Below are 15,251 nucleotides of genomic sequence, written 5' to 3'. Positions count from 1 at the left end.
CACGGGCGGCACACGGCACCAGGAAGGGCGAGGCCGGATGGACATCCTCACCGAGGCGCTGGCCTCGATGCGCACCGGGCACCCGGCGTCCGTACGGACCAACGGCCGCGCCCCCTGGGGCCTGCACCTGCCACCCGTCGCGGGCGCGGGTTTCCACGTGGTCCTCTACGGGACGTGCTGGCTGGTCCCGCTGCCCGACGCCCTGCCGCACCTGAAGCCGATCCCGCTGAACCCCGGCGACGTGATCTTCCTGCGCGGCGGGCGGGGCCATGTCCTCGCCGACCATCCCTCCACCCCGGCCGAGGAGTTCAAGGCAGGGGAGTTCCACGGGGGTTCACCGATCGGCTCGGTCACGCTCGGCGGCGAGGGCGCCGAGACCAGCCTGCTGTGCGGCAGCTACCACCTGGACCAGGGGCGACCGCACCCTCTGGTGCGCCAGCTGCCCGAGGTGATCCACCTGCCGACGCGGCTCGGGCGCCATCCGGAGCTGAGCGCCGCCGTCCAACTCCTCGGCTCCGAGCTGGAGAACCCGCGCATCGGCTCGGACGGCATCGTGCCCGCCCTGATCGACTCGCTGCTCCTCTACATCCTGCGGGCCTGGCTGGACGATCAGCCGTCGGCTGCCGCGCAGGGCTGGGCGGCGGCCCTCGGCGACGCGGCGGTCGCGCCCGCCCTGACGGCCATGCACGACGACCCCGCGGCCACGTGGACGGTGGAATCCCTCGCGGAGCGGGCCGGCCTGTCCCGCGCCGCGTTCGCCCGGCGGTTCGCCACGCTGGTCGGCGAACCGCCGATGGCCTATCTGACCCGCTGGCGCATGACGACCGCCGCCCGCATGCTGCGCGAGTCCGACGCCCCGTTGACGACGGTCGCCGCCCGCACCGGATACGGCTCGGAGTTCGCCTTCGCCAAGGCCTTCAAGCGGGAGTACGGCCTGGCGCCCGGCGGCTACCGGCGCCAGAGCAGGGCGGCCTAGCCGGGGCCGGGGACCGGCGCTCGCCCGGTCACGAAACCGCTCGCCCGGTCACAGAACCGCTCGCGCGGTCACAGAACTGCCGAACGGCCTCGGCACGCTCACAGGGCGACCGCGATGGCCGCCGTCACGCCGACGGCGACAATGAGCCCGCGCAGCACGGCGGGTGAGAGGCGGCGGCCCACCCGCGCGCCGATCAGACCGCCCACGGTCGAGCCGAGAGCGATCACACCTGCCGCCTTCCAGTCGACGGCCGTCACCGCGATGAAGATGACCGCGGCGACGCCGTTCACGAGCGCCGCGAGAACGTTCTTGACGGCGTTCAGGCGCTGCAGGTCATCCCGGAGGAACGACCCGAACAGGCCCATGAGCAGCACCCCTTGGGCAGCGCCGAAGTAGCCGCCGTAGACACCGGTGGCCAGCACGCCGGTCCACAGGGGGATGCCGCCGTCCTCCCGGCCCCGGCTGTCGCGCCGCGCGAGCCACTTCTGGAGGCGGGGCTGCAACAGCACAAGGACGCAGGCGAGCAGGATCAGCACCGGCACCGCGGCGCGGAACGTGTCGGCGGACAGTTTCAGGAGCAGCACCGCTCCCGCCACGCCGCCCAGGAGCGATGCGAGGCCGAGCTTGAGGACGCGGGGCAGCTGGCCCTTGAGCTCGGCGCGATATCCGTACACCGCGCTGATGACGCCCGGGACGAGCCCGATGGTGTTGGAGACGTTGGCCAGCACGGGCGGGTATCCGAAGGCGAGCAGCGTGGGGAAGGTGATCAGGGTGCCGGAGCCGACCACCGCGTTGATGCCGCCGGCCGCGACGGCCGCGGCCCCGATGGCCACCGCCTCGAGTGCGTACATGGATCGCCCTTCCCGGGACGGTCGGCGTACCGGAGTGCGGGCAGCCCGGGACGGAAGAGACTGGTGCGGGGCCGGCGGGTCGGCACCCGGCCCGGAGTACGCCTCATCCGGATGAGGCGTACTCCGGGCCGGGTTGCCGCCCTGGGCCCGGAATGATCGTCCCGCCCGCCCAACCCCCAAGTCAATCCTCGGATTTCCTTGCAGACCCCCAAGCTGTAGCTTCACCCTCCATGACCCTCGATGATCTGCGTGTCTTCGTCGCCGTCTGCCGAACGGGCAGCCTCAGCGCCGTCGCCCGCGACCTTTCCTGTACGCAGTCGGCGGTGAGCCAGCACATCAAGCGTCTGGAGCGGGAGCTGGGGCTCAGCCTGCTCGAACGTCACCCGCGCGGAGTCGTGCCCACCCCGGCCGGACGGCTCCTGCAGAACGCGGCGGCGGGCGGCCTGGGGGACATCGACCACGCGCTGCGTCGACTGAGCGACCTGGTGCACGGCGAGGCCGGGTCGGTGCGGATCACCACCGGCGCCACCACGGTGCGCCACTTCATGTCCGACGCGATCGTGGACTTCCGCCGCCGTCACCCCCAGGTGAGCCTCGAATTCGAGACCGCGCACTCCAGCCGCAGCTGCTTCGACGCGCTCATCGCGGGCGGCCTCGACCTGGCCTGGATCAGCCTCGGCGCACCCGTGAAGGGCATCGAGCAGCGCCCCGTCATCGAACTTCCCTGGGTGCTCGCCGTCCACCGGGACGACCCTCTCGCCACGAAGCAGCTGATCACCACCGGTGACCTGGCCGGCATCCAGCTCATCGGGCTCCCGGAGAGCACGACATCCCGGGCGCGCCTGGACGCCTGGTTCACCGAGCGCGGCATCAGCCCGGCCTCCGACACCAGCGTCGCCGACTGGGACACCGCCCTGCTGCTCGCCGAACTCGGCCTGGGGCACGCGATCGTCCCCGACCTGCCGGGCTGGCGCGGTCCGGGCCACCCCGACCTGCGCCTGATCCCCATCCCGGAACTGCCCACCCTGTGGACGGGCTGGGCGGTGCGCCGCTGGGAGGCGCTGTCTCCGCTGGCCAAGGCGTTCGCGGACACGGTCAGCCACAACTGCCCGGGGGCACGCGTCCCCCAGCAGGCGTCTGAGCAGGCGTCGGAGGCGATTGTCAGTGGCCGTCTGTAGCGTTCAGTGAGTGGCCGACGACGACACGACGACAGGTGCTGCGGCCACCACGAGGGGGGAGAGTCATGGCTGTTGGCGAGGGAGACGGCTGGGCGGGGCTCGGCTGGGAAGGCTGGCGGGACCATGCGCTGGTCCGTGATCGGCTGGAGCGCGGGGCCGACCCGAATGTGTGGAGCGGTGGCCGCCCCCTGCACCGGGCGGCCGTGTTCGGCTCACCGGAGGTGGTCGCCGAACTGGCCCGCCGTGTCGATGACGTCGACGCGGAGGACGAGGGCCGTACGGCTCTGTGGGACGCGGTCCTGTCCGATCGCGCGGACAACGCCCGCGTCCTGGCGGCCGCGGGGGCCGACCCGTGGCGGCCCATGCTGGCCGGCTGGTCCCCGGGCAGGCTCAGCCTCGCGGGGCCGACCCCGGACCTCTTCAGGGTTCCGGCCGGCGAGCGCGGACTGACCCCGGCGGAGTCCGCCGCCGCGACGGAGGGCAGACGGCTGACCGCGGCACTGGGGGACATTCTCTACGAGGGCACGGGCCTCGCATGTGTGGCCGGGATCGGCGCGGCCGAGGCCGCCCGCCGACTGGGGGCCGAGCCGTACGAAGACCCCGAGCTGGACGAACTCCTGGAGGACTCCTCGTCGTACGACATGGACGAGTCCCTGCAGATCATCGGCGCCACTGATGTGCCGGGCGGCTGCGTCATCACCCAACCCTGGGGGTACGCACCGCAGATGCCCGGAGTGCAGGCCCTGCTCTCCGCGGGCACCGTCTGCTACGGCCTCTACGCCAATCCCAAGAGCGGCAACCAAGGCAGCATCTTCCGTGACGGCGCCGGAGAAGGCTGGGACCTGCACCCGGGAGGCGGGCCGTACGAGGGAGACTCCGCAGAGGAAGTCCTCGCCTCCTATCTCTACCGCCACAACGCTGTGGCCTACTCCTGCGCCCACGTCGGTCTCCGGCTGACCGACGCCCGCGCCGTCACCGGCCCGCCCGACATATGGCTCAAGCTGCCCCGGCGCGACTATTGGCACTAAGGGCGCGGTGCTGCCTTTGGTACGTGGCAGGCGCCGATCCAGATGCTCCTGATCGCGCTGAAGGTGTGGCGCTGCGGTCCGTTCGTGTTTCAGTTGATCCTCCGGACGCTCCCCCTGCCTTCCCGCTCTCAGCCGGCGTGAAGGATCCGGAAGCGATCGGGTTCCGCCGGATCCCGATCGACGACTTGGATGGGCGTCGAAGCCCATTGCCACACGCTGATGCCCGGCGTGCGGGAGAACCGGATCCGCCCGCGGGTGCCTTCGACATCGACGCGCGGCCAGGCCGCGGCAGTACGCGCCCGGTCCGTGCCGTGCGAACGCAGCACATCGGCGAGGACGGTGACCGCGTCGTAGCCCTCGAAGGCGACGAAGGAGGGAGTTTCGGCCAGTCGTTCGCGCAGAGTCTTCTCGACGCGTGCACCGAGCGGGGTGAGGCGCTCGGGCAGATAGCGCAAGAACGGGATCGCGGCGCCTTCGTCGCCCAGCAGCGCCGCCCATTCGGCGAACTCCGGCTGCCCGGCCGGAGCACCGATCATGATCTCCGCGAGACGCCGATCGCCGCGCACGGACCTGACGATCGGCACCGCGGGATCCGGGTGGCCGACCAGAAGAAGGAGGGCTGTCGCGCCCTTGTCGGCGAGTTCGTCGCACAGGGCCGCGGGGGAGAGCGCGCTCATGTCGAGTTCGACGACGGTGCCGCCGCGTGGGGTGAGGCAGTCCCGCAGGATGCGGGTCCCGGCTGCCCAGTAGACACTCGGCTGGGCAGCCACGGCGATGCGGCTGTGGCCCGCGTCGAGAAGGAGGTCCGCGTAGATCCGCCAGCCGCGGGACTGCGGCGGGCAGAGGCGCGCGACCCACTCCGTCGGCTGTTCGGTGAGCGTGTCGAGAACCGCTGACGAGCAGAGGTACGGCAGGCCGATGGCGTCGGCCATGGCGGCAGCGGCGCGGGCGACGACGCTGTGATACTCGCCCGCCACCGCGGCCACGCCCAGACCGGCCAGTTCCTCCACGGCCGCAGCGGCCCTCGCGGGATCGGCCGCGGTGTCCCGGACCACCAGCTCGAGCGGCCTTCCGGTGATCCCGCCGGCGTCGTTGACCTCGGACACGGCCAACTCAAGTCCTGCGAGCAAGTGCTGGCCTGCCTCGACCCAGCCAGGCCGAGTCAGCGGAACGAGAGCGCCGATCCGGACGGCTGAACCGTCAGGCCGTCCCGCCCCCGTTCCCGATGGCGTTGATGGCGTACTCATGCGCGTGCCCCCAGTCCCTAGTCCCTAGCCCCAGCCCCTAGCCCTTGAGGCCGACCGTCGCGCACGCCGCCTTGAGCTCGGCCGTGCAGATCTCCTTGGTCGTGTAGATGCCGTCCTTGATGACCGTGGACTTGATGGTGTCCCGCGTCAGGGGGCGGACCGAGACCAGGAGCGAGGGGATGTTCTTCGTGGTGGCGTTCTCGGACCTGTCCCCGGCCAGCGCGTCGTACTCGACCATGCGGCCCTGGGCGATCCGGACCGCCATCTGCGCGGCGCCGACGGCCTCTTCGGGGTAGGGCTTGTAGACGCTCATGTACTGCTCGCCCGTGACGACGCGCTGTACGGCCGGCAGCTCCGCGTCCTGGCCGGTGACCGGCGGCAGGTCAGTGAGGCCTGCGGCCTTGAGGGCCTTGATGGCACCGCCCGCCATGCCGTCGTTGGCGGAGTAGACGGCCGCGATGTTGTCCTTGCCCAGCTCGGTGATCGCCTCGGTCATGTGGGTTCCGGCCGTCTTCGGCTTCCAGCCCACGGTGTTGTACGACTTGGCGATGGTCACCTGGTTCTGGAGCTGGGAGAGCGCGCCTTCCTTGAAGACGGCCGCGTTCGGGTCGGTCGGTGAACCGTTGAGCATGACGATCTTGCTGTTCTGGCGGTTGCCGCTGCCGAGCGCCTTCAGGATCGCCTGGCCCTGGACCTGGCCGACCAGTTCGTTGTCGAAGGCCACGTACCCGGAGACGGGTCCCTCGGCGAGCCGGTCGTAGGCGATGACGGGAATGTCCGCTTCCTTCGCCTTCTTGACCGCCGGCGCGATCTTCTTCGCGTCCACCGCGCTCACCAGGATCGCGTCGACCTTGTCGGCGACCATCTGCTCGAGCTGGCTGCTCTGCTTGGCGGCGTCCTCGTCGGCGTTGGCGTAGACGAGCTTGCCCTTGCCGTTCGTGAGCTTCTTGACCTGCTTCTCGATGATGGGGTGGTCGAACTTCTCGTAGCGCGCCGTCTCCGCTTCGGGCAGGAGCAGGCCGATGGTGACCGCGTCACCCTTCCTCTCGGTCTGCGACTTGCCGTCGTCGGAGCCCAGCAGGCTGCCGCATGCGGCGAGCGAGAGTGCCAAGGCGCTCACAGATACGGCGACGGTGGCTTCACGCGTACGGGTTTTCATTCGCCCACTTCCTCGATCGGACCGCTTCGTTGTGGTCCGAGGTGGCTGAAAGCCAACCCCGGAGCGTTCCCGGCGTCAAGGAGTCAATGCATAACGAGATTGCAATGGAATGTGCGTTTCAGTATTGAACTGTCCTGCATTGACACGTGACAACGGCCGAGCGCACCGGACCGAGTGCGAGAAGCCGCGTGGAAGGCCGCCACGTGGAGGTTTCCCGCTCGACGGTCGGCCGCGTTCCCGGTGGCTGAACGTCGCCGTCGGTTCCGGCTCTCCTCCACCGGTGGTGGCGCTGTTCCATACGGTGACGGAGACTGCGCGCGGTGCAGTCGTACTCGTCACGGAGGGCGTAGAAGGATGACCGAATCGACGATGATCCGGACCGGACCGATTCGCTACGCCACGGCGGAGCGCTTCACCCGCCCAAGGCCCGTGTCGGCCCCGGACACCCGCCCGTCGAGCGGCGAGATCTGTCCTCAACTGCCTTCGAGGCTTGACGCGGTGATGGGCCCGCCCCTGGACCGCCACCCGCAGGGCGAGGACTGTCTGAACCTGTCGATCACGACACCGGCCCGTGACGCCGGGGCCCGCCCGGTGCTCGTGTGGCTGCACGGCGGCGGGTTCAGCAGCGGCGCCGGACTGATGGACTGGTACGACGGCGGCGCACTCGCCGCCCAGGGCGATGTGGTGGTCGTCAGCGTCAACTACCGCCTCGGCGCGCTCGGTTACCTCTGCCTCGACGGGATCAGCGAGGGAAACCTCGGCCTGTACGACCAGTTGGAAGCGCTGCGCTGGGTCAGCGCGCACATCGCCGCGTACGGGGGAGACCCCGGCAACGTCACGGTGATGGGCCAGTCGGCCGGCGGCCTGTCCATCCGCCTCCTCCTCGACATGCCGGAGGCCAAGGGGCTGTTCCGCCGGGCGATCCTGCAGAGCGCCCCGCTCGCGCTCGCGGCGCGCCCCCACGATGACGCCCAGGTGCTGGGCCGTCTCTTCGCCGATCTCGTCGCCACGGACCCGCGCACCGCTGACGTACGCGCGATCGTGACGGCCCAGCGCGAGACCGCGCTGGCCCATCTGAGCCGCTCCGGCGGCACGATGGAACCCGCGTTCACCCCTGTCGAGGCCGCCCAGACCTCCGTGGAACCCTTCGACTCCTTCGACTCCTTCGACTCCTTCGAGGAGAACGTGCGCGGCCTCGACATCCTGTACGGCTGGAACCTCGACGACATGACCGCGTTCCCCGGCGAGGGCGACGACACGGCGGGCCTGACCCGCCGTGTCTACGAAGAGCCTCTGTCCCTCTTCGGGACGCGCGCGGCACGGGCGGGCGCCCAGGTCCACCGGTACCGCCTGGACTGGCGCCCGGCCGCATCGCTCTTCGGCGCCACCCACTGCCTCGAACTCCCGCTCCTCTTCGGCTCGCGCGAGGCATGGCGGGCGTCGCCGATGCTCGGGAACGTCCGCTGGCAGGACGTGGACTCACTCGGCTCGAAGCTGCGTACCGCCTGGATCACCTTCGCCCGCACGGGCGCTCCCGGGCGCACGTCCGCACCGTTGCGCTGTGTGCCGGTGCCCGGGTAGCCCGAGGTGCGGGAGACGGCCCATGGCTCACGCGCCGTCGTCGACGGGATGCCACACGGCTCGGCCCTCTTCCGCCTGGACCCGTCCGAACACCACATCGGCGAAGTGGATGCCGAAGCCGATGGTGCCGGGCTCCTGGAGTTCTTCGACGAGGCGGCGGCGGAAGTCCGCGGCCTTGCCGGGGTCGTGGTCGGGGGCCGCGGACCACTCGGGGTGGCCGATCTGGACGGGGGAGTGGAGCGCGTCGCCGAAGGCTATGAGCCGTTGCCCGCCCGAACCCTGCCCACTCGGTTCCTGCCCGCCCGGACCCTGCCCGCTCGATGTGATGACGTAGGCGGCGTGGCCGGGAGTGTGACCGGGGACGAGCTGGACACGTACGCCGGGGAAGATCTCCTGGCCGTCCGCCACGGTCCGCACCTTCGGTGCCAGCACGGCGAGTGCCTCCTTGCTCGTGCCGTCCGCCTCCAGGAGGTGGCGCTGTGACCATTCGGGCTCGACCACCAAGTAGTCGGCCCGGGTGAAGGCGGGCTGATCGCTGCCCGGGGCGACGTGCACGGCCCAGCCGATGTGGTCGGTGTGCAGGTGAGTGAAGGCGACCGCCTCGATCTCCTCGGGCCTGCGGCCGAGTGCGACGAGGTTGTCCAGGAGCGCCCCGCCCTGGATGGCGCCCACCGCGCTGCCCGGCTCGGCCGGGAAGGACTGGGGGCCGAAACCGGTGTCGATCAGTAGCGCGCGGTCGCCCTGTTCGACCAGGAGGCCGCCGATGCCCGCCACGAGGTGGCCGGTGTCGTCCACGTAATCGGAATGGGCGGCCCAGTCCTCGTCGGTGGTGGCAGGAAGCCAGCCGCGCGGCGAGAGCTGGACGGCTCCATCGGGTACGTGCGTCACCTTCGTGTCGCCGAGTCGCAGGGAACGGACGCCGGAGGGCCGGCGCAGCCGTGCGGTCGCGGTCTGGTGCTCGGGAGTGGTCATGGCGCAACCATAAGCATCAAGCTTGAATCATTCAAGCTCACAATATTTAAGGCTGGATGTACTTGCTAGGCTGGACCGCATGACGAACCCCGAATCGCAGGTCATCGCCGAGCGGCAGCTGTGCGGCCTGGTGAACGGGATGGCCGACCAGATCGCGGAGCATCTCCGCCGGCGCGCCGCCAAGGTGGGGCTCACCGCGCCGCAGGCGGCCGCGCTGCGCGAGCTGACGGGGCCCATGACGATGCGCGAGCTTGCCGAGCGTCTGAGCTGCGAGCCCTCCAACGCCACCTTCGTCGTGGACAAGCTGGAGAAGCAGGCGCTGATCGAGCGCCGCCCGCATCCTTCCGACCGGCGTGCCAAGCAGTTGGTGCTCACACCGGAGGGCGGCGCGCTGCGGGAGCGGCTCCTGGGGCTCCTGTCCGAGGATTCGCCCCTGGCAGGCCTTACGCAAAAGGAGCAGGACGCCCTGCGTGGCCTGCTCGAGCGGGCCATTTCTCGGCCCCGGTGAGTCCAGAGGTCCGCAAATTTCCGCAATGTGTGGTGGGTCCTCGGCCGGTCGGGCGAAATATGTAGAGCTTGCCCGTGCCGTGAAGGCGATCTCGTGCTACTGTTGATCGTAGTTGCAGTTGTGGTTCCCATAAGACTTCAAGTGCCTTTGGTGGATCTATTCCGCCGGGCACTTTTGTATTTCCGGAGAAGTTTTCCGGACGGGGCAATCAACGTGGCGACGCCGGGGTCCGCACAGTGCGGGTCCCGGGCTTGCCCCGAAGGAGATATTTAGTATGGCTACTGGCACCGTGAAGTGGTTCAACTCGGAAAAGGGCTTCGGCTTCATCGAGCAGGAGGGTGGCGGCCCCGACGTCTTCGCCCACTACTCGAACATCGCCACCCAGGGCTTCCGTGAGCTTCAGGAAGGCCAGAAGGTGAACTTCGATGTCACTCAGGGCCAGAAGGGCCCGCAGGCCGAGAACATCGTTCCTGCCTGACGCTGAAGCGTAAGACGACGCTGGTGCCCGCACCTCACGGTGCGGGCACCAGCTCGTTGCTGTTTACAGAAGTTTGTCTTTTATTCGGCTCGTGCTTGCAATTCGTTCGGTTGAAATCCACCGAGAATTCCTCGATGCGTGCCATATCGAGGAAGGTTCTCCATGAACCGTTCAGCTCGCACGAACGACCGCTATTCCAACTCCCGCAACAGCGGCGGCCCCCGCGGCGCCGGCACCCGTCAGGGCGGCTACCGCCCCGGCAACCGCTCCGGCGGCCAGGGACGTCGTCCCGCCGCCCCGCAGGGTGAGTTCGCCCTGCCGGTCACCATCACCCCGGGCCTCCCGGCGGCGGAGACCTTCGCCGAACTCGACATGCCGGCACCGCTGTTGAAGACGCTCACCGACCTCGGCGTGACCGAGCCGTTCCCGATCCAGGCGGCGACGCTGCCGAACGCCCTCGCGGGCCGGGACGTCCTGGGCCGTGGCCGTACGGGTTCCGGCAAGACCCTCGCCTTCGGGCTCCCGCTCCTCGTGCGCACCGCTGGACAGCGCGCCGAGTCGAAGCGGCCCCTCGCTCTGGTCCTCGTTCCCACCCGGGAGCTCGCCCAGCAGGTCACCGAGGCACTCACGCCGTATGCCCGTGCCCTGAAGCTGAAGCTCGCCACGGTGGTCGGTGGCATGTCCATCGGCCGGCAGGCCGGTGCGCTGCGGTCCGGGGCCGAGGTGCTCGTCGCGACGCCCGGCCGGCTCAAGGACCTCATCGAGCGCAAGGACTGCCGTCTGGACCGGGTGAGCATCACCGTCCTGGACGAGGCCGACCAGATGGCCGACATGGGCTTCATGCCCCAGGTCACCGAACTGCTCGACCAGGTGCGCCCCGACGGCCAGCGGATGCTGTTCTCGGCCACGCTCGACCGCAACGTCGACCTGCTGGTGCGCAGCTACCTCCACGACCCCGTCGTCCACTCCGTCGACCCCTCCAAGGGCGCGGTCACCACGATGGAGCACCACGAACTGCACGTGCACGGCGCCGACAAGATGGCGACCGCCACGGAGATCGCGGCGCGCGAGGGCCGGGTCATCATGTTCCTGGACACCAAGCACGCCGTGGACCAGTTCACCAAGCACCTGATGGGCAGCGGCGTGCGCGCCGCGGCGCTGCACGGCGGCAAGTCCCAGCCCCAGCGCACCCGGACCCTCGCCCAGTTCAAGACCGGCGCCGTGACGGTCCTGGTCGCCACGAACGTCGCCGCGCGCGGAATCCACGTCGACAACCTCGACCTGGTCGTGAACGTCGACCCGCCCAGCGACCACAAGGACTACCTCCACCGCGGCGGCCGTACGGCACGCGCCGGTGAGTCCGGCAGCGTCGTCACCCTGGTGACGCCCAATCAGCGCCGCGACATGAGCCGTCTGATGTCCGCCGCGGGAATCCGGCCGCAGATCACCCAAGTCCGTTCCGGCGAGGCCGAGTTGAGCCGCATCACCGGTGCGAAGGCCCCCTCCGGTGTGCCGATCGCGGGCAACACGCCCACGGAGCGCCCCAAGCAGCGCGGCGGCGCCCCCTTCCGGGGAATGGGCACGCGTCCGGGGCAGCCCGGCCGCTCCGGCGGCGGCTCGCGCCGGACCGCCGAGTCCCGCGAGATGGCGGAGGCCCGCAAGGCCGCACGGGTGCGTCGCGCCGCCTGAGCGGAGTTCTTGACCTGAAGGTCAAGAAAGGTCTAGGCTCCTGACCATGGGAAGGCCGAAGCAGTTCGATCCGGACGCCGCCGTCGAGCGGGCCATGGACGTGTTCTGGCGCAAGGGTTACGCCGCCACCACGCCCCAGGACCTCGTCGACGCGCTCGGCATCGGCAAGGGCAGTCTCTACAACACCTTCGGCAGCAAGCACGCTCTGTTCGAGCGGGCGCTGCGCCGCTACCGCGACAGTCAGGCCGCGGCTCTCATCGAGATGCTCGAGGAGTCGGGGCCCGTGAAGGAGCGGTTGCGCGCGGCGCTGTGGCTGCTCGTCGAGATGGACCTCGCCGACCCGGACCGGCGCGGCTGCATGGCGGTGAACACCGCTGCGGAGCTGGCCGGGACGGACGAGGTGGCGACCGACCTGGTGCGGCGCATGTTCGACCGTACCGAGGAGGCCTTCTCCGCTCTGGTGGAGAAGGGGCAGCGGGCGGGGGAGATTGCCCCCGGCCGGGACGCGCGCGCCGTCGGGAGCCTGCTGTTGACCACGGTCGTCGGCCTGCGGCTGATGGCGCGGGTCGCGGAAGGGCCGGAGCGGCTTTCCAGGGTGATCGACGCGACGGTCGACTCCCTCTGACCCCGCTTCTGCCTCTGGCCGTGCTTCTCCCGCGCTGAGTTCGCCGGTTCGGCGTGCCGCATCCGGCTTCGTGTGATCGATGTTCGCTGTGCGGCGCTCAGCCGTTCTTCGGCTGCTGACGTGTACCCACATTCTGTACTTGTAGTTCAAAAACTGTCGCTCGAAGGAGCTGGAACAACATGAAGCTCGACCTCAATGGCAAGACGGCCGTCGTCACCGGTGCGAGCCGCGGGATCGGCCTGGCCACCGTCAGGACCCTGATCGACGAGGGCGTACGCGTCGTGGGCGCGGCCCGCACCATCACCCCCGAACTCAAGGAGGCGGGAGCCTTCGCCGTGTCGGCCGACCTCAGCGCTCCGGAGGGAGTGGCCGCGCTCATGGACGGCGCCTTCGCCGAACTGGGCGGCATCGACCTGCTGGTGAACAACGTCGGCGCCGGTGACGCCGTGGAGCCGGTCGGCTTCCTCGACACCGACGACGCGCAGTGGCAGGGCGTCTTCGACCTCAACCTGCTCAGTGCGGTCCGTGTCAGCCGCGCCGCGCTCCCCAGCCTGATCGAGCGTAGCGGCGCGATCGTGAACGTCTCGTCCATCAACTCCCGCCTGCCCGCGGCCGGTCCCGTCGCCTACAGCGCGGCCAAGTCGGCGCTCACCTCGCTGGGCAAGTCGCTGGCCGAGGAGTTCGGGCCGCAGGGTGTGCGGGTCAACACCGTCTCGCCCGGCGTGGTGCGCACCGCCATCTGGGAGGACCCCGACGGCTTCGGCGGCCAGGTCGCGGCCGGTGCGGGAGTCGAGCACGGGGCGTTCCTCGCGCAGATCCCGGAGGCGTTCGGCATCACCAGCGGGCGCATCACCGAACCGCAGGAGGTGGCGTCACTGATCACGTTCCTGCTGTCGGGGGTGGCGGGCAACGTCACCGGCGCCGACTACGTGATCGACGGAGGCACGGTCAAGACGGTCTGATGGCGCTGCCGCCTTCCTTAACGACTGGCTGATTTGCCTAAAGGTATTAGGCAGCTGCATAATCGGTTTAGTCGAAGGAGAGGTGAGGGCATGGTCCGCGCAGGACTGACCACGGAGCGCCTGGCCCTGGCCGGGGCGGAGCTGGCCGACGAGGTCGGCTTCGAGCAGGTCACCGTCTCGGCTCTGGCCAGGCGGTTCGACGTCAAGGTCGCGAGTCTGTACTCGCACCTGAAGAGCTCCCAGGACCTCAAGACGAGGATCGCCCTCCTCTCCCTGGAGGAACTCGCCGACCGGGGTGCGGCGGCCCTCGCCGGGCGGGCCGGGAAGGACGCCCTGACCGCGCTCGCCAACGTCTACCGCGACTACGCCCGGGAGCACCCCGGGCGTTACGCCGCGGCCCAGCTGAGGCTCGACCCGGAGACGGCCGCCGCCAGCGCCGGCGGCAGGCACGCGCAGATGACGCGGGCGATCCTGCGCGGCTACGACCTGACGGAGCCCGACCAGACCCACGCGGTCAGGATGCTGGGCAGCGTCTTCCACGGCTACGTCAGCCTGGAGCTGGCGGGCGGATTCAGCCACAGCGAGCCCGACTCCCAGGAGACGTGGTCACGCATCCTGGACGCCCTCGACGCCCTGCTGCGGAACTGGCCCGCGCCCTGACCCAGGCCCCGTGCCTGTTCCCGGCCCCGGGCAGCCCGGCCCCGTGCGGGCCCGCTTCGGCTCTCGTGGGAGCGGCGACGCGACGTACCGACACATCGGCGCCCCCGCGCCCCCCAACTACCTTGATCAGCAGGCGGAGACGAGCATGGACACCGAGCACGACTGGATCAGCACGCCCATCACCGCGGACATCGTGCGCGGTGCCCTCGATCTGGAGCACACCGAGCACGGCGTCCTGCCGCACCGGCTGCCCGCACGGGCCCGCGCCCAGTGCACCGACGGGCAACTGGCCATGGCGGAGTCCCAGCCCTCCGGCGTACGTCTGGTCTTCCGCACCCGCGCCACCGCCGTCGAGCTGGACACGCTGCCCACCAAGCGTGTCTACGTGGGCGCCCCGCCCCGGCCGGAGGGCCTGTACGACCTGCTGGTCGACGGCCGCCTGGCCGGTCAGGCCTCCGTGAGCGGCGGCAACACCCTGACCATCGACCTCACCACCGGATCCGCCGAGCGCAGCTCCGGCCCGGTCGGCACCCTGCGCTTCACCGAACTGCCGGACGGCGACAAGGACATCGAGATCTGGCTGCCGCACAACGAGAGCACCGAACTCGTCGCGCTGCGCACCGACGCACCCATCCAGCCCGCACCTGACCGGGGCCGCAAGGTATGGCTGCACCACGGCAGTTCGATCAGCCACGGCTCCGACGCCGCGAGCCCCACCACCACTTGGCCCGCGCTCGCCGCCTCCCTCGGCGGCGCGGAGCTGATCAATCTCGGCCTGGGCGGCAGCGCCCTGCTCGACCCGTTCACCGCGCGCGCCCTGCGGGACACCCCCGCCGACCTGATCAGCGTCAAGATAGGCATCAATGTCGTCAACGCCGACCTGATGCGCCTGCGTGCCTTCGGGCCCGCCGTCCATGGCTTTCTCGACACCATCCGCGAAGGTCACCCCACCGCGCCGCTGTTGGTCGTATCGCCCATCCTCTGTCCCATCCACGAGGACACGCCGGGCCCCAGCGCGCCGGACTTCAATGCCCTCGGAGAGGGGCGTCTCGGGTTCGTCGCCATGGGTGAACCGGCGGAGACGGCGAGCGGGAAGCTGACCCTCGTGATCATCCGTGACGAGCTGGCGCGGATCGTGGAGCAGCGGTCGGCCGAGGACCCCAACCTGTACTACCTCGACGGCCGCGAACTGTACGGGGATGGCGACTCGGCCGAGCTGCCGCTGCCCGACCAGCTCCACCCGGACGCCGCCACCCACCGCCGCATGGGCGAACGCTTCGCCAAGCTGGCGTTCGCGGACGACGGCGCCTTCGGAGGCTCAGGCGCGTGACGCAGGG

15 protein-coding genes are annotated in these 15,251 nt (G+C 70.2%); 11 read left to right on the top strand and 4 right to left on the bottom strand.

Features of this window, described 5'->3' with window-relative positions:
* Nucleotides 1-37: 37 nt before the first annotated feature.
* The gene (locus ABZ833_RS02895; protein ID WP_361040160.1) at nucleotides 38-976 is read left to right on the top strand and encodes an AraC family transcriptional regulator; all 939 of its coding nucleotides are present in this window, start codon (nucleotides 38-40) and stop codon (nucleotides 974-976) included.
* A 98-nt stretch (nucleotides 977-1,074) separates the two neighbouring features.
* Here ABZ833_RS02895 and ABZ833_RS02890 read toward each other — a convergent pair whose 3' ends face one another.
* The gene (locus tag ABZ833_RS02890) at nucleotides 1,075-1,827 is read right to left on the bottom strand and encodes a sulfite exporter TauE/SafE family protein (RefSeq protein WP_361040158.1); all 753 of its coding nucleotides are present in this window, start codon (nucleotides 1,825-1,827) and stop codon (nucleotides 1,075-1,077) included.
* A gap of 230 nt (nucleotides 1,828-2,057) precedes the next feature.
* Between ABZ833_RS02890 and ABZ833_RS02885 the strand changes: the two genes are divergently transcribed.
* Nucleotides 2,058-3,005 carry a LysR family transcriptional regulator gene (locus ABZ833_RS02885; protein ID WP_361040156.1) on the top strand — a complete coding sequence of 316 codons (948 nt, stop codon included), beginning with the start codon at nucleotides 2,058-2,060 and terminating at the stop codon, nucleotides 3,003-3,005.
* A gap of 65 nt (nucleotides 3,006-3,070) precedes the next feature.
* The gene (locus ABZ833_RS02880) at nucleotides 3,071-4,033 is read left to right on the top strand and encodes an ankyrin repeat domain-containing protein (protein WP_361040153.1); all 963 of its coding nucleotides are present in this window, start codon (nucleotides 3,071-3,073) and stop codon (nucleotides 4,031-4,033) included.
* 128 nt (nucleotides 4,034-4,161) lie between these two features.
* Here the strand turns inward: ABZ833_RS02880 and ABZ833_RS02875 are convergent, their stop codons facing one another.
* Nucleotides 4,162-5,280 carry an ABC transporter substrate-binding protein gene (locus tag ABZ833_RS02875; RefSeq protein WP_361040150.1) on the bottom strand — a complete coding sequence of 373 codons (1,119 nt, stop codon included), beginning with the start codon at nucleotides 5,278-5,280 and terminating at the stop codon, nucleotides 4,162-4,164.
* 37 nt (nucleotides 5,281-5,317) lie between these two features.
* Complete coding sequence (locus tag ABZ833_RS02870) at nucleotides 5,318-6,439, bottom strand: substrate-binding domain-containing protein (RefSeq protein ID WP_361040148.1); 1,122 nt, start codon at nucleotides 6,437-6,439, stop codon at nucleotides 5,318-5,320.
* A 354-nt stretch (nucleotides 6,440-6,793) separates the two neighbouring features.
* On the opposite strand from ABZ833_RS02870, the gene ABZ833_RS02865 reads away from it, so the two are divergent.
* Nucleotides 6,794-8,020: a carboxylesterase family protein gene (locus ABZ833_RS02865; protein WP_361040145.1), complete on the top strand. Its 1,227-nt coding sequence runs from the start codon at nucleotides 6,794-6,796 to the stop codon at nucleotides 8,018-8,020.
* A gap of 27 nt (nucleotides 8,021-8,047) precedes the next feature.
* On the opposite strand, the gene ABZ833_RS02860 is transcribed toward ABZ833_RS02865, so the two are convergent.
* A complete protein-coding gene (locus ABZ833_RS02860; RefSeq protein WP_361040143.1) occupies nucleotides 8,048-8,992 on the bottom strand; it encodes an MBL fold metallo-hydrolase in 945 nt (314 codons plus the stop codon).
* A gap of 79 nt (nucleotides 8,993-9,071) precedes the next feature.
* Here ABZ833_RS02860 and ABZ833_RS02855 point away from each other — a divergent pair, with 79 nt between their 5' ends.
* From ABZ833_RS02855 to ABZ833_RS02825, 7 genes are all read left to right on the top strand, one after another.
* On the top strand, nucleotides 9,072-9,500 hold the full coding sequence (locus ABZ833_RS02855; RefSeq protein ID WP_361040140.1) for a MarR family transcriptional regulator: 429 nt from the start codon (nucleotides 9,072-9,074) through the stop codon (nucleotides 9,498-9,500).
* A 274-nt stretch (nucleotides 9,501-9,774) separates the two neighbouring features.
* On the top strand, nucleotides 9,775-9,978 hold the full coding sequence (locus ABZ833_RS02850) for a cold-shock protein (protein WP_100598391.1): 204 nt from the start codon (nucleotides 9,775-9,777) through the stop codon (nucleotides 9,976-9,978).
* 162 nt (nucleotides 9,979-10,140) lie between these two features.
* Nucleotides 10,141-11,667, top strand: a complete 1,527-nt coding sequence (locus ABZ833_RS02845) for a DEAD/DEAH box helicase (protein WP_361040137.1) — start codon at nucleotides 10,141-10,143, stop codon at nucleotides 11,665-11,667.
* A gap of 46 nt (nucleotides 11,668-11,713) precedes the next feature.
* Nucleotides 11,714-12,292 (top strand): TetR/AcrR family transcriptional regulator, encoded by a 579-nt coding sequence (locus ABZ833_RS02840; RefSeq protein WP_361040134.1) that lies wholly within the window; start codon nucleotides 11,714-11,716, stop codon nucleotides 12,290-12,292.
* 179 nt (nucleotides 12,293-12,471) lie between these two features.
* Nucleotides 12,472-13,254: an oxidoreductase gene (locus ABZ833_RS02835; RefSeq protein ID WP_361040131.1), complete on the top strand. Its 783-nt coding sequence runs from the start codon at nucleotides 12,472-12,474 to the stop codon at nucleotides 13,252-13,254.
* 90 nt (nucleotides 13,255-13,344) lie between these two features.
* Complete coding sequence (locus ABZ833_RS02830) at nucleotides 13,345-13,914, top strand: WHG domain-containing protein (protein WP_361040128.1); 570 nt, start codon at nucleotides 13,345-13,347, stop codon at nucleotides 13,912-13,914.
* A gap of 145 nt (nucleotides 13,915-14,059) precedes the next feature.
* Nucleotides 14,060-15,244 carry a GDSL-type esterase/lipase family protein gene (locus ABZ833_RS02825; RefSeq protein WP_361040125.1) on the top strand — a complete coding sequence of 395 codons (1,185 nt, stop codon included), beginning with the start codon at nucleotides 14,060-14,062 and terminating at the stop codon, nucleotides 15,242-15,244.
* The last annotated feature ends 7 nt before the right edge of the window (nucleotides 15,245-15,251 follow it).

The organism is Streptomyces sp. NPDC047525 (assembly GCF_040643025.1).
Classification (GTDB): domain Bacteria; phylum Actinomycetota; class Actinomycetes; order Streptomycetales; family Streptomycetaceae; genus Streptomyces; species Streptomyces durmitorensis.
Note: the sequence above shows the minus strand (reverse complement) of the source record. Positions and strands in the feature narration are given on the sequence as shown.

Bases quoted from the DNA above. Each gene is read 5' to 3' on its own strand.
- ABZ833_RS02860 (WP_361040143.1), bottom strand. From the start codon at position 8,992: ATGACCACTCCCGAGCACCAGACCGCGACCGCACGGCTGCGCCGGCCC.
- ABZ833_RS02835 (WP_361040131.1), top strand. From the start codon at position 12,472: ATGAAGCTCGACCTCAATGGCAAGACGGCCGTCGTCACCGGTGCGAGC.
- ABZ833_RS02865 (WP_361040145.1), top strand. From the start codon at position 6,794: ATGACCGAATCGACGATGATCCGGACCGGACCGATTCGCTACGCCACG.
- ABZ833_RS02840 (WP_361040134.1), top strand. From the start codon at position 11,714: ATGGGAAGGCCGAAGCAGTTCGATCCGGACGCCGCCGTCGAGCGGGCC.
- ABZ833_RS02890 (WP_361040158.1), bottom strand. From the start codon at position 1,827: ATGTACGCACTCGAGGCGGTGGCCATCGGGGCCGCGGCCGTCGCGGCC.
- ABZ833_RS02845 (WP_361040137.1), top strand. From the start codon at position 10,141: ATGAACCGTTCAGCTCGCACGAACGACCGCTATTCCAACTCCCGCAAC.
- ABZ833_RS02870 (WP_361040148.1), bottom strand. From the start codon at position 6,439: ATGAAAACCCGTACGCGTGAAGCCACCGTCGCCGTATCTGTGAGCGCC.
- ABZ833_RS02830 (WP_361040128.1), top strand. From the start codon at position 13,345: ATGGTCCGCGCAGGACTGACCACGGAGCGCCTGGCCCTGGCCGGGGCG.
- ABZ833_RS02895 (WP_361040160.1), top strand. From the start codon at position 38: ATGGACATCCTCACCGAGGCGCTGGCCTCGATGCGCACCGGGCACCCG.
- ABZ833_RS02880 (WP_361040153.1), top strand. From the start codon at position 3,071: ATGGCTGTTGGCGAGGGAGACGGCTGGGCGGGGCTCGGCTGGGAAGGC.
- ABZ833_RS02850 (WP_100598391.1), top strand. From the start codon at position 9,775: ATGGCTACTGGCACCGTGAAGTGGTTCAACTCGGAAAAGGGCTTCGGC.
- ABZ833_RS02825 (WP_361040125.1), top strand. From the start codon at position 14,060: ATGGACACCGAGCACGACTGGATCAGCACGCCCATCACCGCGGACATC.
- ABZ833_RS02855 (WP_361040140.1), top strand. From the start codon at position 9,072: ATGACGAACCCCGAATCGCAGGTCATCGCCGAGCGGCAGCTGTGCGGC.
- ABZ833_RS02875 (WP_361040150.1), bottom strand. From the start codon at position 5,280: ATGAGTACGCCATCAACGCCATCGGGAACGGGGGCGGGACGGCCTGAC.
- ABZ833_RS02885 (WP_361040156.1), top strand. From the start codon at position 2,058: ATGACCCTCGATGATCTGCGTGTCTTCGTCGCCGTCTGCCGAACGGGC.